At 64.8% G+C, this 19,911-nt stretch carries 17 protein-coding genes; 7 read left to right on the top strand and 10 right to left on the bottom strand.

Annotated elements, in window-relative coordinates; genetic code table 11:
- Positions 1–4 precede the first annotated feature (4 nt).
- From ACUSIJ_RS07410 to pcaD, 3 genes are all read left to right on the top strand, one after another.
- Positions 5–784: a 2,3-dihydro-2,3-dihydroxybenzoate dehydrogenase gene (locus ACUSIJ_RS07410; RefSeq protein WP_449307740.1), complete on the top strand. Its 780-nt coding sequence runs from the start codon at positions 5–7 to the stop codon at positions 782–784.
- Positions 785–869: 85 nt separating this feature from the next.
- The gene (locus tag ACUSIJ_RS07415; protein WP_449307741.1) at positions 870–1,406 is read left to right on the top strand and encodes a PRC-barrel domain-containing protein; all 537 of its coding nucleotides are present in this window, start codon (positions 870–872) and stop codon (positions 1,404–1,406) included.
- 414 nt (positions 1,407–1,820) lie between these two features.
- Positions 1,821–2,639, top strand: coding sequence for a 3-oxoadipate enol-lactonase (gene pcaD / locus ACUSIJ_RS07420; RefSeq protein WP_449307742.1), 819 nt, complete (start codon positions 1,821–1,823; stop codon positions 2,637–2,639).
- Between the two features lie 525 nt (positions 2,640–3,164).
- Here pcaD and adhP read toward each other — a convergent pair.
- The 3 genes from adhP to adh all read right to left on the bottom strand — a co-directional run bounded on the left by adhP (position 3,165) and on the right by adh (position 6,251).
- The gene (adhP, locus tag ACUSIJ_RS07425) at positions 3,165–4,190 is read right to left on the bottom strand and encodes an alcohol dehydrogenase AdhP (protein ID WP_449307743.1); all 1,026 of its coding nucleotides are present in this window, start codon (positions 4,188–4,190) and stop codon (positions 3,165–3,167) included.
- Positions 4,191–4,249: 59 nt separating this feature from the next.
- Positions 4,250–4,621, bottom strand: coding sequence for a DUF779 domain-containing protein (locus tag ACUSIJ_RS07430; protein ID WP_449307744.1), 372 nt, complete (start codon positions 4,619–4,621; stop codon positions 4,250–4,252).
- Positions 4,622–4,730: 109 nt separating this feature from the next.
- A complete protein-coding gene (adh, locus tag ACUSIJ_RS07435) occupies positions 4,731–6,251 on the bottom strand; it encodes an aldehyde dehydrogenase (protein ID WP_449307745.1) in 1,521 nt (506 codons plus the stop codon).
- A gap of 250 nt (positions 6,252–6,501) precedes the next feature.
- Between adh and ACUSIJ_RS07440 the strand changes: the two genes are divergently transcribed.
- Positions 6,502–8,454 (top strand): sigma-54-dependent Fis family transcriptional regulator, encoded by a 1,953-nt coding sequence (locus ACUSIJ_RS07440; protein ID WP_449307746.1) that lies wholly within the window; start codon positions 6,502–6,504, stop codon positions 8,452–8,454.
- A gap of 80 nt (positions 8,455–8,534) precedes the next feature.
- Here the strand turns inward: ACUSIJ_RS07440 and ACUSIJ_RS07445 are convergent, their stop codons facing one another.
- Together ACUSIJ_RS07445 and irr are read right to left on the bottom strand one after the other, a co-directional pair.
- Positions 8,535–8,969, bottom strand: coding sequence for an energy transducer TonB (locus tag ACUSIJ_RS07445; protein ID WP_449307747.1), 435 nt, complete (start codon positions 8,967–8,969; stop codon positions 8,535–8,537).
- Entirely contained in the window at positions 8,969–9,496 is a 528-nt protein-coding gene (irr, locus tag ACUSIJ_RS07450) for a Fur family transcriptional regulator Irr (protein WP_449307810.1), read from the bottom strand. Before irr ends, ACUSIJ_RS07445 begins: the two co-directional genes overlap by 1 nt.
- A 1,390-nt stretch (positions 9,497–10,886) precedes the next feature.
- Here irr and ACUSIJ_RS07455 point away from each other — a divergent pair.
- The 3 genes from ACUSIJ_RS07455 (at position 10,887) to repB (ending at position 14,605) form a co-directional block, all read left to right on the top strand.
- Complete coding sequence (locus tag ACUSIJ_RS07455) at positions 10,887–11,879, top strand: hypothetical protein (RefSeq protein ID WP_449307748.1); 993 nt, start codon at positions 10,887–10,889, stop codon at positions 11,877–11,879.
- A 361-nt stretch (positions 11,880–12,240) separates the two neighbouring features.
- The gene (gene repA / locus ACUSIJ_RS07460) at positions 12,241–13,488 is read left to right on the top strand and encodes a plasmid partitioning protein RepA (protein WP_449307749.1); all 1,248 of its coding nucleotides are present in this window, start codon (positions 12,241–12,243) and stop codon (positions 13,486–13,488) included.
- Between the two features lie 109 nt (positions 13,489–13,597).
- The gene (repB, locus tag ACUSIJ_RS07465; RefSeq protein WP_449307750.1) at positions 13,598–14,605 is read left to right on the top strand and encodes a plasmid partitioning protein RepB; all 1,008 of its coding nucleotides are present in this window, start codon (positions 13,598–13,600) and stop codon (positions 14,603–14,605) included.
- A gap of 94 nt (positions 14,606–14,699) precedes the next feature.
- Here repB and ACUSIJ_RS07470 read toward each other — a convergent pair whose 3' ends face one another.
- The 5 genes from ACUSIJ_RS07470 to ACUSIJ_RS07490 all read right to left on the bottom strand — a co-directional run bounded on the left by ACUSIJ_RS07470 (position 14,700) and on the right by ACUSIJ_RS07490 (position 19,901).
- On the bottom strand, positions 14,700–15,581 hold the full coding sequence (locus tag ACUSIJ_RS07470; protein ID WP_449307751.1) for an alpha/beta hydrolase: 882 nt from the start codon (positions 15,579–15,581) through the stop codon (positions 14,700–14,702).
- A gap of 159 nt (positions 15,582–15,740) precedes the next feature.
- The gene (locus ACUSIJ_RS07475; protein WP_449307752.1) at positions 15,741–16,757 is read right to left on the bottom strand and encodes a hypothetical protein; all 1,017 of its coding nucleotides are present in this window, start codon (positions 16,755–16,757) and stop codon (positions 15,741–15,743) included.
- A 165-nt stretch (positions 16,758–16,922) separates the two neighbouring features.
- A complete protein-coding gene (locus tag ACUSIJ_RS07480; protein ID WP_449307753.1) occupies positions 16,923–17,954 on the bottom strand; it encodes a peptidoglycan -binding protein in 1,032 nt (343 codons plus the stop codon).
- Between the two features lie 2 nt (positions 17,955–17,956).
- Positions 17,957–18,967, bottom strand: coding sequence for a flagellar motor protein MotA (locus ACUSIJ_RS07485; RefSeq protein WP_449307754.1), 1,011 nt, complete (start codon positions 18,965–18,967; stop codon positions 17,957–17,959).
- A 133-nt stretch (positions 18,968–19,100) separates the two neighbouring features.
- A complete protein-coding gene (locus ACUSIJ_RS07490; protein WP_449307755.1) occupies positions 19,101–19,901 on the bottom strand; it encodes an inositol monophosphatase family protein in 801 nt (266 codons plus the stop codon).
- Positions 19,902–19,911 lie beyond the last annotated feature (10 nt).

A 19,911-nucleotide genomic window follows, 5' to 3' on the forward strand; every position in this document is an offset into this window, starting at 1 on the left:
CGATATGCGCGATAACGGCATCAGCGGACGGATCGCTCTCGTCACCGGCGCATCGGGCGGCATCGGCGCTGCCGTCGTCGCGGCGCTGCTCGACGAGGGCGCGACGGTGGTCGCGACGGACCTGAGCACCGAGGCGCTGACGACGCTTCGGGACAGGCACGGCTCGCCCCGTCTCGTGACTGCGCCGCTCGACGTGACGGATGCGCAGGCCGTCGGTGCGCTCGTCAACGGGATCGAGGCCGATACCGGCCCCGTCGACATTCTCACCAATGTCGCCGGCGTGCTGTCGACGACGCTTGTCGCCGATACCGATCTCGCCGAGTGGCAGCGCGTCTTCGCCGTCAATGCCACCGGCGTGTTCCTCGTGTCGCAGGCGGTCGCCGCACCGATGCGGGCGCGGCGGCGGGGCGCGATCGTCACCGTCAGCTCCAACGCTGCCGGCATTCCGCGCCATGGCATGGCGGCCTATGCGGCGTCCAAGGCGGCGTCGACCATGTTCACCCGCTGTCTCGGGCTGGAACTCGCGTCATACGGGATCCGCTGCAACATCGTCGCGCCCGGCTCCACCCTGACGCCCATGCAGGAGGCGATGTGGACCGACGACAACGGGCCGGCGCGGGTGATCGCCGGCTCGCCGGAAACCTTCCGCTCAGGGATTCCGCTGGGGCGTATCGCCACGCCGGAGGACATCGCGGACGCCGTCGTGTTTCTGGCCTCCAGCCGCGCGCGCCATGTCACCATGGCTGATCTCTATGTCGATGGCGGCGCGACCTTGCGCGGGTGAATGATTAAAATTTTCAACCAGCGGTAAGGAACCAACATAGCAGCCAATTGTTCTTTGCATGTGATCAACCCGAAAGGAGATGACCATGCGTAACATTATGATGGGCTCGCTCATGCTTTCCGCTGTCGCCCTCGCCGCGCCCGCCTTCGCGCAGGAAGCGGCGCCGACTCCGGAAACGCCTGCGGCCCCTGAAACGCCCACGGCCCCCGAAACCCCCGCGGCCCCTGCGGCTCCCGAAACCCCCGTGACGCCCCCCACGGCCGAACCGCCCGCGGCTGGCGAGACGCCCGCGACCCCGGCGAATCCTCCTGCGGTCGTGTCCATCAGCGACACGAACGTGCTGAGCTCCAATCTCGTCGGCCTCAACGTGTCCAATGCCGGCAACGAAACCGTGGGCTCGATCAGGGATCTCGTGCTTGACAGCGATAACTCCCTGACCGGGATCATCGTCTCGGTCGGCGGCTTCCTGGGGCTTGGCGAGCACTACGTCGTCCTTGAGCCGGAAAGCGTGACGGTGACCTACAATGAAACCGACAGGCGGTGGGACGCGCGCGTCAACGCCACGGCCGAGGACCTGAAAGCTGCGCCTGCCTTCAAATATGAGGGCAAGTTCGGCAACTGATGCATCAAGCCGGAAAACGGGTACCGCTTTCTGAAAGATGTGATGCATGAGCAAATGGTTAGAGCAAAATAGCGATTCAGCTTCAATGCATTTTGCTCTAGTACCGGCGCTCCCCGGGGAGGGGGACCGCTTCCGTGCATGCCTTGGTCGAGCGCCGCAGGGGCCCGGCCGCTGACCCGTGACTTGCGGTCGTCAGGCGTCGGTATCATGCCTCGCCGCATTCCCGATCCCGCAACGCGCCGCCTTCCCGCGGCGCGTTGTTTTTTGCTGCCACTTGCCGCCGGCCAGCGTGGACGGCCCGGGCTTTGTTTCGCGCATCCGAATAGTCTGATACTGAATGAGCCCGGCAGAACCGCCGCAGGCCGCCCTTTCACCCGCGACCTGTCCGACAGGGGCATTCCCAGGGATATTCCAATGACGAGACCGCTCACGTTCCTGCGCGCCAACGGTGTCGTGCAGCATTATACCCTGCACGCCGGACCCGATACGCCCGCCGACGCGCCCGTCATCGTATTCGTCAACGCGCTGGGCACCGATTTTCGCATCTGGAACGCCGTCGCTGCGGCACTGGACGACAAGGCAAGAGTGCTGCTCTACGACAAGCGCGGACACGGCCTCTCCGACACGCCGCCGGCCCCCTTCGGCATCGACGATTACGTCGACGATCTCCTCGGCCTGCTCGATGGTCTCGCCATTGCCGAGGTCGCCCTTGTCGGCCTTTCCATGGGCGGACTGATCGCCCAGCGGCTCGCCGTCCGCGCTCCCGCACGGCTGAGGGCGCTTGTGCTGAGCGGCACCGCCGCCAGGATCGGCACGGACGAAGCGTGGGCGACGCGCATCGCGGCCGTCGAGACGGACGGCATCGAGGCCATCGCCGACGCCGTTCTGGAACGCTGGTTCACGCCGCCCTACCGGGCCGGCAACGCCGTCGATCTCGCGGGCTGGCGCAACATGCTCACGCGCACGCCCGTTGACGGCTACCTCGGCGCCTGCATCGCGATCCGCAACGCCGATTTCCGCGCCGACGCCGCCCGTATCGGCACGCCGACACTATGCATCGTCGGTGACGGCGACGGCTCGACCCCGCCCGACGTCGTGCGCGAAACAGCCGTGCTCATGCCCGGCGCACGCTTTGCCGTCATCGAGGGAGCCGGCCATATCCCCGGCATCGAACAGCCGGCCGCACTGCTGGCGCTCATCGGGCAGCATTTTCGCGGCGCGGGAATTTTTTGATCCCTTTCCATCTCGGGATCGCTCATGACGCCCCGGCATCAGGGAACAGCGGTCACGGAAACGCCGATAGCAGACCTTTTCCCCACCCTCGCCCCAGCATCGCGCATCTCGGCGAGGTCGGGGCGGTTGGGAGGTCCCAACACCTCATGGCTGGATAGTCCCGGCCCGGAAGAGCGGGAACGGCGGTCACGATTGCAATTCGCCAATGATCGCAACCTGTTCGCGCTGGTGCACGTCCTACCGTACACGGACCTTTCCCGCCACGTCTCGTTCAGCCGGAGGAGGAGCGCGTCCGATTGACGTTCGTGACGGGAGTGCCCGGGGCTGCCGTCATATCGGCCGCCGCATGACGAAAGGAACCGGCATCCGTGTCTTTCCGTTACCGTTGTTCCCGCCTTTGGGCAGCGAGCCGGCCGGAGACGCGGGTTGAAGCGCCTCCGAACGGAAACGGCGGACGGACCCTGCCGGGGCCCGCCCGCCGCTTTCATGTCGAACCGCGGATCGTCCGGACGACCCCGCCCCGGCTTACTGCAGGTCGAGCACCACGCGGCCCTCGATCTGCCCCTTCTTCATGCGGTCGAAGATGGCGTTGATGTTTTCGAGCTTGTCGGCGGTCGTGATCGCCTTGACCTTGCCCTCGCCGGCGAAGGCGAGCGATTCCTGCAGGTCGAGGCGCGTGCCGACGATGGAACCGCGAACCGTGATGCCGTTCAGCACCATGCCGAAGATCGGCAGCGGGAACGAGCCCGGCGGCAGGCCGTTCAGCGAGACGGTGCCGCCCCGGCGCACCATGCCGAGCGCCTGCTCGAAGGCGATGTTGGACACCGCCGTGACCAGCACGCCGTGCGCCCCGCCGATCTCTTTCTTGATCACCGCCGCCGGATCGCCGTTCTTCGCGTTCACCGTCAGGCTCGCGCCGAGGCGTTTTGCCAGCGCCAGCTTGTCGTCGCTGACGTCCACCGCCGCCACGTTGAGCCCCATGGCGCTGGCGTATTGCACCGCCATGTGGCCGAGCCCGCCAATCCCCGAGATCACCACCCAGTCGCCGGGCTTGGTGTCGGTCACCTTCAGCCCCTTGTAGACGGTGACGCCCGCGCACAGCACCGGCGCGATGTCGACGAATTCGACGCTCTTCGGCAGATGTCCGACGAAGTTCGGATCGGCGACCACATAGTCGGCGAAGCCGCCGTTCACCGAATAGCCGGTGTTCTTCTGCTCCTCGCACAGCGTCTCCCAGCCGCCGAGGCAGTGCGTGCAATAGCCGCAGGCGGTGTAGAGCCAGGGAATGCCGACGCGGTCGCCTTCCTTGACATGCTTGACGCCGGTGCCCACCGCCGACACGTAGCCGACCCCCTCGTGGCCGGGAATGAAGGGCGGATTGGGCTTCACCGGCCAGTCGCCGTCGGCTGCGTGCAGATCGGTGTGGCAGACACCGGATGCCGCGATCTTGACCTGGATCTGGCCCTGGCCGGGCTCCGGAATCGGCACCTCGTCGATCGTCAGCGGTTCCCCGAACGCGCGCACGACTGCGGCCTTCATGGTCTTGGCCATTGTAGCTCCTGTGGATTTCCTGGGTGAAAAGGATGCGCCGCCGGGCGGCGCATGGGATGTCACAACGCCGGCAGCGCTGCTTCCTCTTCCTCGCTGAACAGACGCGAGCGCGTCAGGAAACGCACGTCGCGGCCGTTTTCGAGGGAGAACATGCCGCCACGGCCGGGCACGACGTCGATGATCAACTGGGTGTGCCTCCAGTATTCGAACTGCGAGCGGCTCATGTAGAACGGCGCGCCGCCGATCTCGCCCATCAGCACGTCGCCGTCGCCGACGAGGAATTCGCCCTGCGGATAGCACATGGGCGAGGACCCGTCGCAGCAGCCGCCCGACTGATGGAACAGGACCGGCCCATAGTCGGCGCGCAAGGCATCAATCAGGTCGAGTGCGGCATCGGTCGCCAGAACGCGGAGTATGGGTGCTTCGGTCATCGCCAGTCTCCCTGCCCGTCCGCCTTTCCCCGCTTGGGGGCGACGGCGGCTCATCGGAGGCCCCGCCGTCGGTCGAGAAACGGCGAGGCATCGTATTCGTTCCGTTTTATCAGAAGAAGCCGAGCTTCTTCGGGCTGTAGCTGACGAGCAGATTCTTTGTCTGCTGGTAATGGCTCAGCATCTGCTTGTGGTTCTCGCGGCCGATGCCGGACTGCTTGTAGCCGCCGAACGCCGCATGCGCCGGATAGGCGTGGTAGCAGTTCGTCCATACGCGGCCGGCCTGGATGGCGCGACCGAAGCGATAGGCGCGCGTGCCGTCGCGCGTCCATATGCCGGCGCCGAGCCCGTAAAGCGTATCGTTGGCAAGGGTGAGCGCTTCCTCGTCGTCCTTGAAGGTGGTCACGGCCACGACCGGCCCGAAGATCTCCTCCTGGAAGATGCGCTGCTTGTTGTGGCCCTTGAACACCGTCGGCTTGACATAGTAGCCGCCGGCGAGATCGCCCTCGAGCGTGGCGCGCTCGCCGCCGATGAGCACTTCCGCGCCCTCCTGCTTCCCGATGTCGATGTAGCTCAGGATCTTCTCCAGTTGCTCGCTCGACGCCTGGGCGCCGAGCGCCGTCGTGGGATCGAGCGGGTTGTCCTGCTTGATCGCCTTGACGCGCGCGAGCGCGCGCTCGATGAAGCGGTCGTAGATCGATTCATGAATGAGCGCGCGGCTCGGGCAGGTGCAGACCTCGCCCTGATTGAAGGCGAACAGCACGAACCCTTCGATGGCCTTGTCGAAGAAGTCGTCGTCCTCCTCCGCAACGTCGGCGAAGAAGATGTTGGGCGACTTGCCGCCGAGCTCCAGGGTGACGGGGATCAGGTTCTGGCTGGCATATTGCGAGATGAGGCGGCCCGTCGTGGTTTCGCCGGTGAAGGCCACCTTGGCGACGCGCGGGCTCGATGCCAGCGGCTTGCCGGCTTCGAGGCCGAAGCCGTTGACGATATTGAGCACGCCGGGCGGCAGCAGATCGGCGATCAGTTCCGCCAGCACGAGAATGGACGCGGGCGTCTGCTCGGCCGGCTTCAGCACGATGGCGTTGCCGGCGGCAAGCGCCGGGGCGACCTTCCAGGTGGCCATCAGGATCGGGAAGTTCCACGGGATGATCTGGCCGACGACGCCGAGCGGCTCGTGGAAGTGATAGGCCACCGTGTCCTGGTCGAGTTCGCTGATGCCGCCCTCCTGCGCCCGGATCACGCCCGCGAAGTAGCGGAAATGATCGGCGGCGAGCGGGATGTCGGCGGCGGTCGTCTCGCGGATCGGCTTGCCGTTGTCCCAGGTCTCGGCCAGTGCCAGCAGGTCGAGGTTCTCCTCGATCCTGTCCGCGATCCGGTTGAGGATCAGCGCCCGCTCGGCGACGCTGGTCCTGCCCCAGGCGTCCTTGGCGGCGTGCGCGGCGTCGAGCGCGAGTTCGATGTCTTCCTTCTGGGAACGGGCGACCTCGGTGATCTTCTTGCCGGTGATCGGCGACGTATTGTCGAAGTAGCGTCCATCGACCGGCGCCACCCAGCGTCCACCGATGAAGTTGTCGTACCGCTCCTTGAACGGCGAGCTGGTCAGGGCGGTAGCGGGTTCGTACTTGTTCACGGCGATCCTCCTGGATATTTGTTGCCATCACCCTACGAGCATCCGTCGTGCCAAGCGGGATCGCGCACTGCGACAATTCGTTGTTGCAGTGCGGCAAGTATTGTCGGAAATGGATAAATCGGCTGCCTTTGAACGTGAGCGCGCGAATCTGCCGCGGCCTCCAGGACGATGTGGCTGGAAAGCCGTTGCAAAATGCATCATGATCCTGCCAAAGGGCTGCGGCAAATAACAACATTTCAGAGGAAACGCCATGGCGACAGACAGGAGGACCATGCCGGCCGGCGACGCGGTGATGGCTGCCCGCCACCAGTTCTTCTCCCAGCGGAAGGTGCCGGAATCGCTTGTCTCCCAGACAATCCTGAATTCCTGGATACGGTGCGCGCGGCTCGGCCACGATGCGGCGCGCACGCCGGTGTTCGAGCCCATCGAGACGTGCAATCTGCGGGAAAAGACGGAGCAGCACGAGCGGCTGCGCCGTCTGTGCCGGGCGGAGATGGAAGCGTTGCGCCGCGAGGCGCGGGCGACCGGCGGCATTGTCGTGCTGTCGGACCCGGACGGCATGGTGCTCGATGCCGACGGCGACGCCTCGTTCGCCGGCAAGGCGGCGGGCGTGGCGCTGCGGCCGGGCGTCGCCTGGAGCGAGGCATCCATCGGCACGAACGCCATCGGCACCGCGCTTTACGAGCGCCGGCCGATCATGGTGCGCGGGGCCGAGCATTTCTACGAGCCCCACCGGGTGATCAGTTGCGCGGCAGCGCCCATTTTCGATCCGACCGGCACGATCATGGGTGCCCTCGATCTGTCGAGCCACGCCTCGGTGATGCCGCCCCATACGCTGTCGATGGTGCGCCTGGTCATCGACCAGGTCGAGCACCGCTTGTTCGACAACGCCTTCGAGGGGCTTGAGGTACTGCGCTTCCACACCGATCCCTCGCTGCTTGGCACGGTGCGGGAGTGCATTCTGGTGTTCGACGACGACCGGCTCGTCGCTGCCAACCGTTACGGGCTCAAGAGCATCGCGCGCGACTGGAACGCCATCGGCCGGATGACCTTCGGCGACGTCTTCGACGGTACGGACGGCAGCAGTCGCCATGGCAATGCCTTGCGCTTTCGGAACGGCGAGGTCGCCCATTGCCGTTCCCAGCTGCGGGATCGCGGCATTTCCGTCCGGAGGAGGATCGATGGCGAGAAGCGCGACCGCGATACGATGGACCGGTTCGGCGATGCACCGCACCGTGAGGGCGCGATCGGGTGGGGGCCGGTTCCATGGCCGAAGCCGGCCTTCGATCCGCAGACCATCACAAGCCTGGATCATGCCATACGCCTCGTCGAAGCCGATGTGCCGCTGCTCATTCAGGGGGAAACCGGCTCCGGCAAGGAGGCGTTCGCGCGTGCCGTACACGCGGCCGGCAGTCGCCGGGACAAGCCCTTCGTGGCCGTCAATTGCGCCGCCATCCCCGAGAGCCTGATTGAATCGGAGCTGTTCGGGCACGAGGAAGGTGCGTTCACCGGCGCGCGCAAGCACGGCGCCAAGGGCCTTTTGCGCGAGGCAGACGGGGGCGTGCTGTTCCTCGACGAGATCGGCGACATGCCGCTGCCGCTGCAATCGCGGCTGTTGCGCGTGTTGCAGGATCGGCAGGTCGTGCCGTTGGGCGGCGGCCGTCCGGTTCCGCTCGATGTGCGCGTCATCAGCGCCACCCACCGCGATATCGGCGAGCTGACGCAGCACAATCAGTTCCGGGTCGATCTGTACTACCGCCTTGCGCAGTTCACGATCACGCTCAACCCGTTGCGGGAGCGCGCCGACAGGCCCCTGCTCATCGACCGGCTATGGGAGGAGGTGTCACGCGGACAGGTGCGTCTGCCCGCCGACGTGCGCGACCGGCTTGCGGCTTATGAATGGCCGGGCAATTATCGCGAGCTCGTGGGAACGCTGCGCGCGCTGGCGGCACTGGCGGGCACCGGCCAGGCGCCCTTGCAGCAGTGCCTGCCGCCGGCATTGCGGGTCTTGCCCGCGACCGCGAGCTCGCCGGCCGAGGTCCCCTCCCCCTCCGAGCCCGGCCTGCTCCAGAACCACACGCGCGAGGTGATGCGCGCCGCGCTGGAGGCATGCGGGGGCAATGTTTCGATGGCGGCACGCAAGCTCGGCATCAACCGCAGCACGCTCTATCGCCATCTGCACCGGCCGGATGCGATGCAATGACGCCACCGGCCCATGTCTGCGACCGATGGAGCGGGCTCGGCCATAAGGCAGAGCGTCTCACCGCACCGTCTGGCCGGTGGCTACTTCTGCTCCGATGCCGGCATCTCTTCCGGCAGTGAAAAGCGTATCGGCAGCGACACCTTCATGTCCACGGCGACGCCGTCGCGCTTTCCGGGATCGAACCGCCAACGGCTCACGGCCGCGACCGCCGCTATGTCGAGCGACGTGACGGAACTGCTGCGCTGTACGCTGATGTCTTCCGGCTCGCCCGTCGCCGTCACCCGCAACGCGACGATCACGGTGCCCTCTTGGCCGGCGGCAAGCGCATCCTCGGGATAGGCGGGCCAATGGCGCATCACGTCGCCCGGATGCGGCCGGGGCGGCTCGATTCTGCTGTCCGCTGTGCCGGGCTGCACTTCCGTACCCTGGGCGAGAGCATCAAACGACGCTACCGGCGCGCCAAGCCAGAAACTCGCCCACAGTACGAGACCTGCGTATCGCGCCAGCCGCCGCATCACGCATCGGCAAGCTGAGCTGCAGCCCGGGAGGTGTTGGTCCGCGCATTCTTGCGGCGCAGGCGGATGATCACCTCGACGCAGACGACCTCGGATCCCTCCGGCGCCTCCGGTACGTTCGCTACGGAGATCAGGCCGTCCGGGACGTCGACGAGGGTCTGGTCGTCCTCCATGAAGAAATGATGGTGCTCGGCCACGTTGGTGTCGAAGTAGCTCTTGGTGCCGTCGACGGCGAGCTGGCGCAACAGCCCGGCCTCGCGAAACTGATGCAGCGTATTGTAGACGGTCGCAAGCGACACGCTGATCCGCGCTTCGCACGCCTCGTCATAGAGCATTTCCGCCGTGATGTGGCGGTGGCCGCGGCCGAACAGAAGCCATCCCAACATGACGCGCTGGCGGGTGGGACGCAGGCCGGCGGCCCGGAGGATCTCGCGAACGTCATGGAAGCCGCATCCCGTTTTGACCGGGCCGGCGACGCTCTGAACAAGAGTTTCGGGATCGGTCTGAACCGGAACGCCGCGAAGCATCATGGCGCGGAAGGGGCTGGACATGGCTAAACCTCAACGGTCGGGTGTCGGAAGACACTTCTTCATACGGAAAGCATACTTATTGAACCCTTATCGGACAAATGTAAACGATAATATGCTTTTATTTTATTATAATAGTTCCAATAAAGATTGAGAAAGACACCTCTGCATGCGTGTTTCATTGCGGGTTGTCCGCCTTTCGGGACACGACAATTCAACCTGCTTTGCCGTTCCGTCATTGGCCGTCATCTTTCGGGCGACGTGTCTTGTGGTTGTGTCTTGTGGCCTTGGGCGAAGCAGGCGCGCGATTCCGTGGCCGTTATTCCCGTGGTCAGCGCTCGCCGTTCCATGCGAGGAAGAACGCGATGATGCATAAAATAACGTATCAGCGTTCGGGGATTCCGTGACCGCCGTTCCCAGAAGTGAGATCGATTTATCTGTTATATATCAACGTGTTGAATTACATGAGCCTCCGATCCACACCGTTTCCGCATGCGTTAACCTCTCCGTAAGGAGATCCAAGCAGTGTGGCGTGATTTGAGGGCGATTCTCTTTTCCTCGCAAATCGGCAACGGCTGAAGCATCCGAAAATGGCAGGTGCGAAGAGCTTTCCGTGACCGCTGTTCCAAATATTATATTGATATTACAGATGGTTACAGAATCGCGGGGAGAAACTCCGACCTTTGTTGTCTCGTCCCGGATGAACACCGGCCGGCTCAGTGGACTGAATGGGCCGATGGGCTGCGGCACGGTTTGCCTTCAGTCGATGTGGCATGTTCCGTGACCGATGTTCCCGCTTATCTGTTTGGTGAATTTGTGGATTTTTTGAGTGCTGATTTTTCGGAAGAGAAGTTTGCTAGCGAATCGGTTGATGGTCTTGCCGCGATTCTGTGACCGTGATTCCCGAAGATGTTGTTTTATATCAGTATGTTATTTTCCGATGGAACTAGATAGGTTCTCATTGGCGAGGCTGGTGGAGATGCTGCGACCATGATTTGTGGGGCTGGCCGGTTTTGATGGTGTCGAGCGGGTGATGGCGCATGTTTTGGGGGACGATGGTCTTTAAGAAAATATCCTTAATTGAATCTTTTAAAAAGAGTCGCATGTGTCGGGTTGTGTTGTTTCAATATCTTAGTCGCCGAATCCGTGACCGCTGTTCCCGGTTTCCGTGACCGTCATTCCTGGTTTCGTGACTGTCGTTCCCGCTGCCGGGGCTGCGGTTCCGGTTGGCGTGACCGCTGTTCCGGTCCGGCATGCCTGTTGAAAACCCGTCGTTTCCGTGACCGCTATTCCCGTTTGCTTGACGCCCATGGCGGATGTCGCCAATGCTGACGTCGTTCAATGACTTCGATCGCGGATCGGGTCGTTTCGCGGTGGCGCGGAGGATGGCATGACTGGGGAACTCAGCGAAGTTGAGCGCAAGCGTCTGGAACGCGACCGCCGCACCCGACAGAACCGGCGCGGCAGGCGCAACCCCGCTCCCGTGCCAGCGAAATTGACCCGCACCTCGGCTTTTGCACCGAAACGCCGTGGCATCATCGATTCGAACATCGAGCGCATCTTCTACGTTCCCGGCCAGTCCGTGGTACAGGTGCGCGGCGGTGAACTTGGCAGCCTGCATCGGGATGTGATCTACGCCCTGTTTCGCCTGAAGGAGCGGATGGCGACGCTGCGTATTCCCAATCCCGATGCACCGCAAAACGGCACGTTGCATGGCGTTCCGACACATTTCGAGGTGATCGAGGTCGTTACGACATGGCGGGAACTGCTCAAGGCCCAGGGATTGACCCAGCACGTCAACAACCTGCTGACGCAAAAGCAGGTGTTTCAGGATCTGCGTCAGGTCGTGATCACCATTTATGAGGGTAATCCCGACCAGATCATGGAAAAGCTGCACCGTGGGCGTCTGGGCGGGCGCGGTATGATCACGGGTATTATCGACACCGTCGAGTGGGACGGCGTGAACCTCGACAGCAGGGTGAAGGTGCGTTTCGGCCGCGGCGTGCTCGCAGCTTTCCGCACCAAGAACCTCGTCTCGCTCAACGCCGAAGTGCAGTTCGCCCTGAAATCCGACTATGCCAAGTCCTTCTGGCCCTATATCGATTCCAAGCCGACGCACCTGTTCATCGACGAGACGATGCTGGCGAGCCTCGTCGATCGGGAGGTGTATGGCGAACGCGAGACCGATTCCACCCGTTCCCAGTTTCGCAAGGATTGCCGTCAGGCGTTCGACGATATGGTGAGAGCCGGCGGGCTCAAGGAATGGACGATCGAGCTGCTGGGCGCGGGCAAGCGCAAGATCCGCCGCTATCACTACAAGCACGCACTGCCGCGCAAGATCGAGCAGGAGCAGATCGAGCTCCCCTTCCAGCTCGCGGTCTGAACGCTCGGGAGCGTTTGCCCTTCGGGTGGAATCATCTGACAGGCCAGCATCTGCCCAAGATTCATGAGGCCAAGATCATGAGTTGTGGAGTCCGACCCGATCCGATGGGATCGGGTCGGGCTTTTCGTATGGGCCGAGGGGGCGTGCAGCTCGAGCGCGGCGGCTTCGGCAAGCGGGTTGCTGCCGCAGTGATTTTTCGCAAGGGATAAAAAGCGTGATCACGCCTAAAAGCGCTGCCGGAATCGAGGGCAGCGTGGAATTTGCCCACATCCGTGTTTTCACGCTGGCGTTATGGGGTAAATTTGCTATCATCACGGAAAATTTGCGGATATAACTCCAAATCCGTGATGGTAGATTGATCATGACAACGCTTCAAGCCGCTGCGCGTCCGCCCAGGACAGCCGTAGACGCGACCATCGGAGAGCATGCCGAACTGCTCAGCAGCCAGTTGCAGGCCATGAGCGACGCGCTGTTTCCGCCCACGTCGCGCAAGACGTTGCGTCGCTTTACATCGGGCGAAACCGCGCGCCTCATCGGCATATCCGATTCCACCCTGCGCAAGTTGTCGCTGGCGGACGAAGGCCCGGCGCCGCAGGTTTCCCCCAGCGGGCGCAGGCTCTACTCGCTGGCGCAGATCAACGAGCTGCGGCAGTTGCTGGCAACGAGCCTGCGCGGGCACGATCCGCGCGCCCTTCTGCCGCATCGGCGCAACGGCGATCATCTGCAGGTTCTCGCGGTGACCAATTTCAAGGGCGGTTCCGGCAAGACCACGACGGCGGCGCATCTGGCGCAATACCTCGCCCTGCACGGCTATCGGGTGCTGGCGGTGGACCTCGATCCGCAGGCGAGCCTGTCCGCCCTGTTCGGTGTAATGCCGGAAATCGACGTCAAGGCCAATGACACGCTTTATGCGGCCATCCGCTACGACGATCAGGCGCGTCCGCTGCGCGAGGTGGTGCGCACAACGCACTTCGACGGGCTCGATCTCGTGCCCGGCAATCTCGAACTCATGGAGTTCGAGCACGATACGCCGCGGGCGTTGGCGGCCGGCGGGGCGGAGGGGATTTTTTATACGCGCATCGCCCGCGCGCTCGACGATGTCGCCGATCGGTACGATATCGTCGTCATCGATTGCCCGCCGCATCTCGGATTTCTCACGCTCAGCGGCCTGTGCGCGGCGACGGCGATGATCATCACCGTGCATCCGCAAATGCTCGACATCGCGTCGATGAGCCAGTTCCTGCTGATGACCCATGACCTGCTCAGCGTCGTGCGCGATGTCGGCGCGAGCCTCGACTATGATTTCGTCCGCTATCTCATCACGCGCTACGAGCCGCAGGACGGGCCGCAGACGAAGGTCGTCGCGCTGCTGCGCAACCTGTTCGGCGATCATGTGCTCACCAGTCCGATGGTGAAATCGGCTGCCGTGTCCGACGCCGGTCTGACCAAGCAGACGCTGTACGAGATCGGGCGCGAGAATCTGACGCGCTCGACCTACGATCGCGCCATGGAGGCGCTGGACGCCGTGAACCGCGAGGTCGAGGGCCTGGTTCTCGCTGGCTGGGGGCGCGCCGCTGCGGGCGACGCAACGATTGGCGGAGACGATTGATGGGCGCGGGGACACGTGTTGGGAGCTCCCAACGGAGGGGCGACGCGAAGCACGCCGCCACCGGATCATGGTCCGATTCTGAGTCATGGTTTGATTCTCGGAGGTCTCGATGAGCCGCAAGGACACCATTGCCGCCCTTTTTACGCAGAAGAAGGCGGCGACGGCCGCGCCCCCGACCGATCCGGAGCGCGAGCGCGTCAAGACCGGCGCCATCTCGGCCATGGGCGCATCGCTGCAGCATTTGACGGAGAGCGCCCGCAATGCGGCCCGTCTGCAGGAGCAGATCGAGGAAGGGACGGTCATCGTGAAGCTCGATCCGGCCGCGATCGACAGCGGCATGGTGATGGACAGGCTGCAACCCGCCGTCGATCCGTCGTTCGATGCTCTGGTCGCCAGCATCAGGGAGAGCGGCCAGCAGATCCCGATCCTGGTGCGCCCGATCTCCGAAGCGCCGCGCCGCTATCAGGTCGCCTACGGCCATCGCCGGCTGCGCGCCGCGCGGCAACTGGGCATCGAGGTCAAGGCCATCGTGCGGCCGATGACCGATGCCGAGATGGTCGTGGCCCAAGGCAAGGAAAATCTGGAGCGCCGCGACCTCTCCTATATCGAGAAGTCGATCTTCGCCCGCCGGCTGGAGGATGCCGGGTTCGACCGGGCGACGATCATCGCCGCGCTCTCCACCGACAAGGCCGATCTCAGCCGCTATATTTCCGTGGCGCGGCTCATTCCGGACGCGCTGGCGCAGGCCATCGGGCCGGCGGACCGCATCGGGCGTGCGCGCTGGCTGGTGCTGGCGGACAACCTCCAACGCCCGGACGCCGCGAAGCAGGCAGAGGCCGTTCTCGCCGGGGAGGCGTTCGCGCGGGCGGACAGCAACGCCCGCTTCGCGCTGGTGCTGAAGGCCGTCAGCGAGCCGGAAGCCGCCGCGAAAAAGCCAGCGGTGCGCATCTGGCAGGACCCCGACGGAAAGAAGGTGCTGCGCATCGAATCGCGCAAGGATGAGACCGCGCTGGTTGTCGATGAGGCGGTTGCGCCGGCTTTCGGTGATTTCCTGCTTGGCGAGATCGAGACGCTCTATCAGCGCTATCTGCAAAGCCGATCCGACAGACGGGACTGACGCTTTCGCGGCAGAGCAAGGGTTTGATTTCCCATCAGGGAACCGCTTATACGGAACGCAACACGCGCTTGCATTCCGTCACCTGAACGCCGGCTCAGATATTGTGCAGGACGACGGCGCCCGGCCACAGGGCAAAGCGCAACCCGCGACCGATGCCTACCATGGCCGAGGATGAATGGTCCTCGCCGGCCAATTCTTCAAAACGCACGATCAGGCGTGGCGCGTGGCCTTCCGACAGGCGGCGGGCGAAGCCGTGGGCCTTGTCGCGCATGGCGCGGGCCTGGCGCATGGCGAGCACGCGGTCGCGGTCGGGCAGGTCTGCTTGCCACGGCGCGAGCGTCTGCTCGAACTCGCCGACGGTGATCATCACCCGCCGGGGCGGAAGGTCCGCCGAAAGGCGCGCGCCGATCGTTGCCGCCTGCGCGAGGAGCCAGTGTTCATCCGCCCACACGGAAGGGCTGATGGCGATGTAGCTTTCGAACGCGGCCGGGTTCTCGACGAGCCGCGAGAGCACGTAGCACCCGCCGAGCGAATGGCCGATCAGGGTCTGGCGGGCGGGATCGAGCGGCGCATCGGCGGCGGCGGTGGGCCGCACCACCTCATCGATCAGGCGAGTCAGCACGCCCGCGCCGCCGGGGACCGGAGTGTCGGGCCGCTCCGGATGGCGCACTTCGCGGGCGAAATCGTGCCTGCGCCGCGCTGTGTCGTAGGCGGCGTCGGTGTCGTGGCCGATGCCGACGACGACGGCCGGCGGAATGCCGGTGGAAGCCTGGCGGCGCACGCGCATGCGCAGCGACTCGACGGTGCTCATGAAGGTGGCGTTGGCATCGAGCAGGAAAACGGCCGGATAGCCGCCTTCCGGTGGCGGCTGTTCGGGCACGGCGACGAAGATGCGATAGGGGACGCCGTTGAACGGGGAACGGATGACGCGCACGCGCGCGCCCGGAAGGAAGAGCGGTTGCGGATCTGCATTCATGTCCGGCCCATCGGAGGTATGAAGGAAGGCGCGGCTATTCGCACCATGGCAGTGGCCATGGCTGCGTCGACGCCTGTCGCCTTCCTCCATACATCATCCGTGTCCGAAAGCGAATCCGGATCAAGCCTTCCATCCAGCCTGCGCCCGTTGCCGTCAGGATCAAGCGGCAAGCCGGCGATATTTGGCGATTTCCTCCTCAAGCTCCTGGCGTCTTTGACTGGCCAGAGCGTATTGATCCCTGACGTGTGGGCTATCGTCGCTCGCCAGAAGCTCGCGCCATTCGGCCTCTGTTTCGCGATAGATTGCCAGTGCTTCATTTGCGTCCGACAGGGCCCTCGCGTAAATATCTTTACGGTCCCTTGGCGCAATTTGTACCTGTGCTGCACGCATCTGCTGCTCGCAGATCAAAACGGTCGATCCGTCCTCCGCGTATCTCAGGCTTGCAGCGTTGAGGCAGTCTTGCGAGGAAGGCCTGGTACGAGCCAGCTTGCCACGTTTCGGTTGAGCGATGTCGCCCGGCTGTAGGGCTATCGTGATTTCTTCGATATCAACCGCGCCTGCCAGCGCCGAGGAGGCGAAGGTATCCCCGGGAGGGAGTTTCAACACGGATGCCCGCACGTTATTCGGCAGCCTGTCGAACTCGCCGAGGTCGAAGCTGGTGGTATCCCCCGCGAAGGCGTAACGGCCATTCGGATCTGCTATTCCACCCATAACGAAGCGAGGCGTTTCCTGCCGCGTGACGACAGCGACCGTTTCGTTGAACGAGATCGTCGTCGGGCAGCCGCGTACGATATCGCCAATGCCGCCGGCAATGAATCCTCCTATCGCCGTGAGGATGGTGCCGACGGCGCGCACGATGGTTGCCGGAATGGCAAGGAAGAACCGCCCCACAAGCTTGCCGATGGTCGATGGGCTGGTGTCGATCTTTCGATCCCCGGCGTCTTCGGCCGACGCAAACATGTCCCGTGCCTGTTTGACAAAGCCGGTGTTGAGCCAATCCGAATTCCACACGGCGCCGGCCGCTGTCTTCGGCCAGGAAACGAACCGGCAGTCTGCCGTGCCGCGCCTTGGAGCGCGCGTCGGTTCAGTCGACTGTTGCCGAAGGCAGGACTTTCTCGCCGGTACTTCGCTCGACTCCTGAAGAGTTCTGCCGTTGATAGCCGACACGGATGACATGATAGGCCCCTGCAATACATAAAATAAGGACGATATCGACAATCTTCAGAGAGATAGCTTCAAACCAAACAATCAAGGCAAAATACATTTCAAGTATGTCGTCAGCTGATGTCGTCTGTCAACCGAGTGCGCGAAAAGCCGCCACACAGGCAGCGCTCCCCCGCCTCACCTCTCCGTCAGCTTCAGCTCGATGCGCCGGTTGCGGCGGAAGGCTTCTTCGTTGTCGGCCACGTCGAGCGGCTGGAACTCGGCGAAGCCCGCCGCCAGCAGCCGTTGCGGCGGCAGGCCGCGCGATTGCAGGTAGCGCACCACCGCGATGGCGCGCGCGGCCGACAGTTCCCAGTTGGAGCGGAACGCGCCCGCGCCCGACAACGGCCGCCGGTCGGTGTGGCCGTCGACGCGCAGCACCCACGGGATGTCGGGCGGGATCTCCTCGGTGAGCTCGGTGAGCGCCTGCGCCACCTTGTCGAGTTCCTGCTGGCCCTCGGGCAGGAGCTCCGCCGCGCCGGTGTCGAAAAACACCTCCGACTGGAACACGAAACGGTCGCCGACGATGCGGATGTCCTGCCGATCGCCCAGGACCTGCCGCAGCCGGCCGAAGAAGTCGGAGCGGTAGCGCGCCAGCTCCTGCACGCGCTGTGCCAGCGCGACGTTCAGGCGGCTGCCGAGATCGGCGATGCGCTCCTGCGACTCCCGGTCGCGCGCCTCGGAGGCCACCAGCGCGTCCTCCAGCGCCGCCAACTGGCGGCGCAGCGCCGCGAGCTGCTGGTTGAGCAGGTCGACCTGCGCCAGTGCGCGGGCGGAGATCTCCCTTTCCCCGGCGAGCGCGCTCGACAGGCGCCCCACCTCCGCCGAGGCGGACGTGCTGGCATCCGTGCCGGCGTCGAGCAGCCCCTGCAGGCGCGACTGTTCCGCCTCGCTCGTCTGCAGCGTGGTCTGCAGCGCGGCGAGGTTGTCTTCGAGCCCCCTGTTCTCCGAGCGCGCCAGGGCGAGCAGATCGGTGAGCTCCGCGATCTGCTGGTTGAGACGGCGCAAGGCCTCGTCCTTGCCGGTCAGCTCCTGCGACAGGAAGAACTGCGTCAGCACGAACACGGACAGCAGGAACACGATGGACAGTACCAGCGTCGACAGGGCATCGACAAAGCCGGGCCAGTAATCGATGCGCCGGCCTTCCCGGCGCGCGCGCGACAGGGCCATGGTCAGTCAATCCGTGGGGCAGGGGGGGCGGTGAGGCGTTCGAGCACCCGCCGGATCTCCTCCTGCTGTCCCGCCTGCGCCTCCACCCAGTCGCGGATGAGCTGCTGCTCGCTGCGCATGTGCGCGACCAGCGACTGGATGCCTTCGGCGAGATTGGCGAGCGCCTGGGTCGCGGCACGGTTGCTCTGGTTCTCGCTCACCAGGGCCGAGAGCTTGTCGAGAGCGTGGGTGATCTCGGCCGTGCCGGGCGCATGGGCGGCGGCGATATCCCGGACGGGCGCGCCCGCGGGCGGCGTGAGCGTCGGCGTGTCGGTGACGGTATGAGCGAGCAGATCCTCGAGCTCGGTGTAGAAACGGTTCTGCGCCTGTCCGGTCTGGAGATCGAGAAAGCCGAGGACCAGCGAGCCTGCGAGCCCGAACAACGACGACGAGAACGAGATGCCCATGCCGGACAGCGGCGCGGCGAGGCCGGTCTTGAGATCGTCGAACATCACCGACGAATCGCCGTCGGTGCGCAGCGTGCCGATGACGTTGCCGATGGAGCTGACCGTCTCCAGAAGGCCCCAGAACGTGCCGAGCAGCCCGAGGAACACCAGAAGCCCGGCCAGGTAGCGGCCGATGTCACGGCTCTCGTCGAGCCGTGCCGCGAGCGAATCGAGCAGCGCGCGCACGGTCAGTGCCGAGGCCGAGGCGCGTTCCAGCCGGTCGCCGAAGATGGCGGCCATGGGCGCGAGCAGCACTGGCGGCGGCGCGATGGCCAGGCCCTCGCCGGTCAGATGCGAGGCGTTGACCCAGTTGACCTCGCGGAACAGCTGCCAGATTTCCCGCAGCGCCAGGACGATGCCGACCAGCAATACCCCGACGATCAGCCCGTTCAGCCCCGGATTGGCCATGAACGCCTCGACGATGCGCCGTTGCAGCACCAGCACGAGAAAACCGATCAGCACCAGAAAAACCGCCGCGCGGATGAGGTAGAGGCGCGGCGCGGACAGTTTGGGGGTGGCAAGCGTCATTGTTTCGATCCAAACCTCATCATCAAAGCCTCGGCATGCTGTGCTGATCGCCATGAAGGCTAAGGTCAAATCGGCGAAACGGCAATGACTATCGGCCCCCGACCATCGTATTTGGCCTGCCGCGTCCGTCGGATCAGCGGGCCTCGCGCGCGCCGCGCAGCAGGCCGAGCAGATCGCGCTGCACCGCCTCGTTGCCGCAGACGATGGAGCCCTTGCCCAGCACGTCCTCGCCGCCGTCGGCGTCGGCGATGAAGCCGCCCGCCTCGCGCAGCAGGACGAGGCCGGCGGCGATGTCCCAGCTGTTGAGGCCGCGCTCCCAATAGGCGTCGTAGCGGCCGCAGGCGACATAGGCGATGTCGAGCGCCGCCGCTCCCATGCGGCGCACGCCGGCCGCGCGCACCATGACGCCGGCGAGTTCCCTGATGAATGTCGCGTGGCCGCTCTTGCCCATGTGCGGAATGCCGGTCGCGATAACGGCGCTGGCGAGGTCGCGCCGGGCGGAAACACGGATGCGGCGGTTGTTGAGATAGGCGCCGGCGCCCTTTTCGGCCACGAACAGCTCGTCCTTGATCGGGTCGTAGATGACGCCCGCGACGATCTGTCCCTGCCGCTCCAGCCCGACCGACACCGCGAAGTGCGGGATGCCGTGCAGGAAGTTGGTGGTGCCGTCGAGCGGGTCGACGTGCCAGCGGTGGGTGGTGTCGGTGCCTTCCACGACGCCGCCTTCCTCCAGCACGAAGCCGTAGCCGGGGCGCGCCTTCTCCAGTATCTCGCGCAGCACCTTCTCGGCCTTCTGGTCGGCGGCGGAGACGAAGTCGCCCGGCCCCTTCAGCGACACCTGCAGGGCTTCGAGCTCGCCGAAATCGCGCTTGAGCGAGCGGGCCGCCTTCATGACGGCGTCGGTCATGACGGTGATGATGGGAGAGCGGATCATGATGGGCGCG

It is taken from the genome of Pseudochelatococcus sp. B33, assembly GCF_053570585.1.

Coding starts and splice junctions, on each gene's coding strand:
- ACUSIJ_RS07490 (WP_449307755.1), bottom strand. CDS start 19,901: ATGATCCGCTCTCCCATCATCACCGTCATGACCGACGCCGTCATGAAG.
- ACUSIJ_RS07430 (WP_449307744.1), bottom strand. CDS start 4,621: ATGACCGAAGCACCCATACTCCGCGTTCTGGCGACCGATGCCGCACTC.
- ACUSIJ_RS07445 (WP_449307747.1), bottom strand. CDS start 8,969: ATGCGGCGGCTGGCGCGATACGCAGGTCTCGTACTGTGGGCGAGTTTC.
- pcaD (WP_449307742.1), top strand. CDS start 1,821: ATGACGAGACCGCTCACGTTCCTGCGCGCCAACGGTGTCGTGCAGCAT.
- ACUSIJ_RS07470 (WP_449307751.1), bottom strand. CDS start 15,581: ATGAATGCAGATCCGCAACCGCTCTTCCTTCCGGGCGCGCGCGTGCGC.
- ACUSIJ_RS07485 (WP_449307754.1), bottom strand. CDS start 18,967: ATGACGCTTGCCACCCCCAAACTGTCCGCGCCGCGCCTCTACCTCATC.
- adhP (WP_449307743.1), bottom strand. CDS start 4,190: ATGGCCAAGACCATGAAGGCCGCAGTCGTGCGCGCGTTCGGGGAACCG.
- ACUSIJ_RS07410 (WP_449307740.1), top strand. CDS start 5: ATGCGCGATAACGGCATCAGCGGACGGATCGCTCTCGTCACCGGCGCA.
- ACUSIJ_RS07475 (WP_449307752.1), bottom strand. CDS start 16,757: ATGTCATCCGTGTCGGCTATCAACGGCAGAACTCTTCAGGAGTCGAGC.
- ACUSIJ_RS07415 (WP_449307741.1), top strand. CDS start 870: ATGCGTAACATTATGATGGGCTCGCTCATGCTTTCCGCTGTCGCCCTC.
- ACUSIJ_RS07440 (WP_449307746.1), top strand. CDS start 6,502: ATGGCGACAGACAGGAGGACCATGCCGGCCGGCGACGCGGTGATGGCT.
- ACUSIJ_RS07480 (WP_449307753.1), bottom strand. CDS start 17,954: ATGGCCCTGTCGCGCGCGCGCCGGGAAGGCCGGCGCATCGATTACTGG.
- ACUSIJ_RS07455 (WP_449307748.1), top strand. CDS start 10,887: ATGACTGGGGAACTCAGCGAAGTTGAGCGCAAGCGTCTGGAACGCGAC.
- repB (WP_449307750.1), top strand. CDS start 13,598: ATGAGCCGCAAGGACACCATTGCCGCCCTTTTTACGCAGAAGAAGGCG.
- irr (WP_449307810.1), bottom strand. CDS start 9,496: ATGCTTCGCGGCGTTCCGGTTCAGACCGATCCCGAAACTCTTGTTCAG.
- repA (WP_449307749.1), top strand. CDS start 12,241: ATGACAACGCTTCAAGCCGCTGCGCGTCCGCCCAGGACAGCCGTAGAC.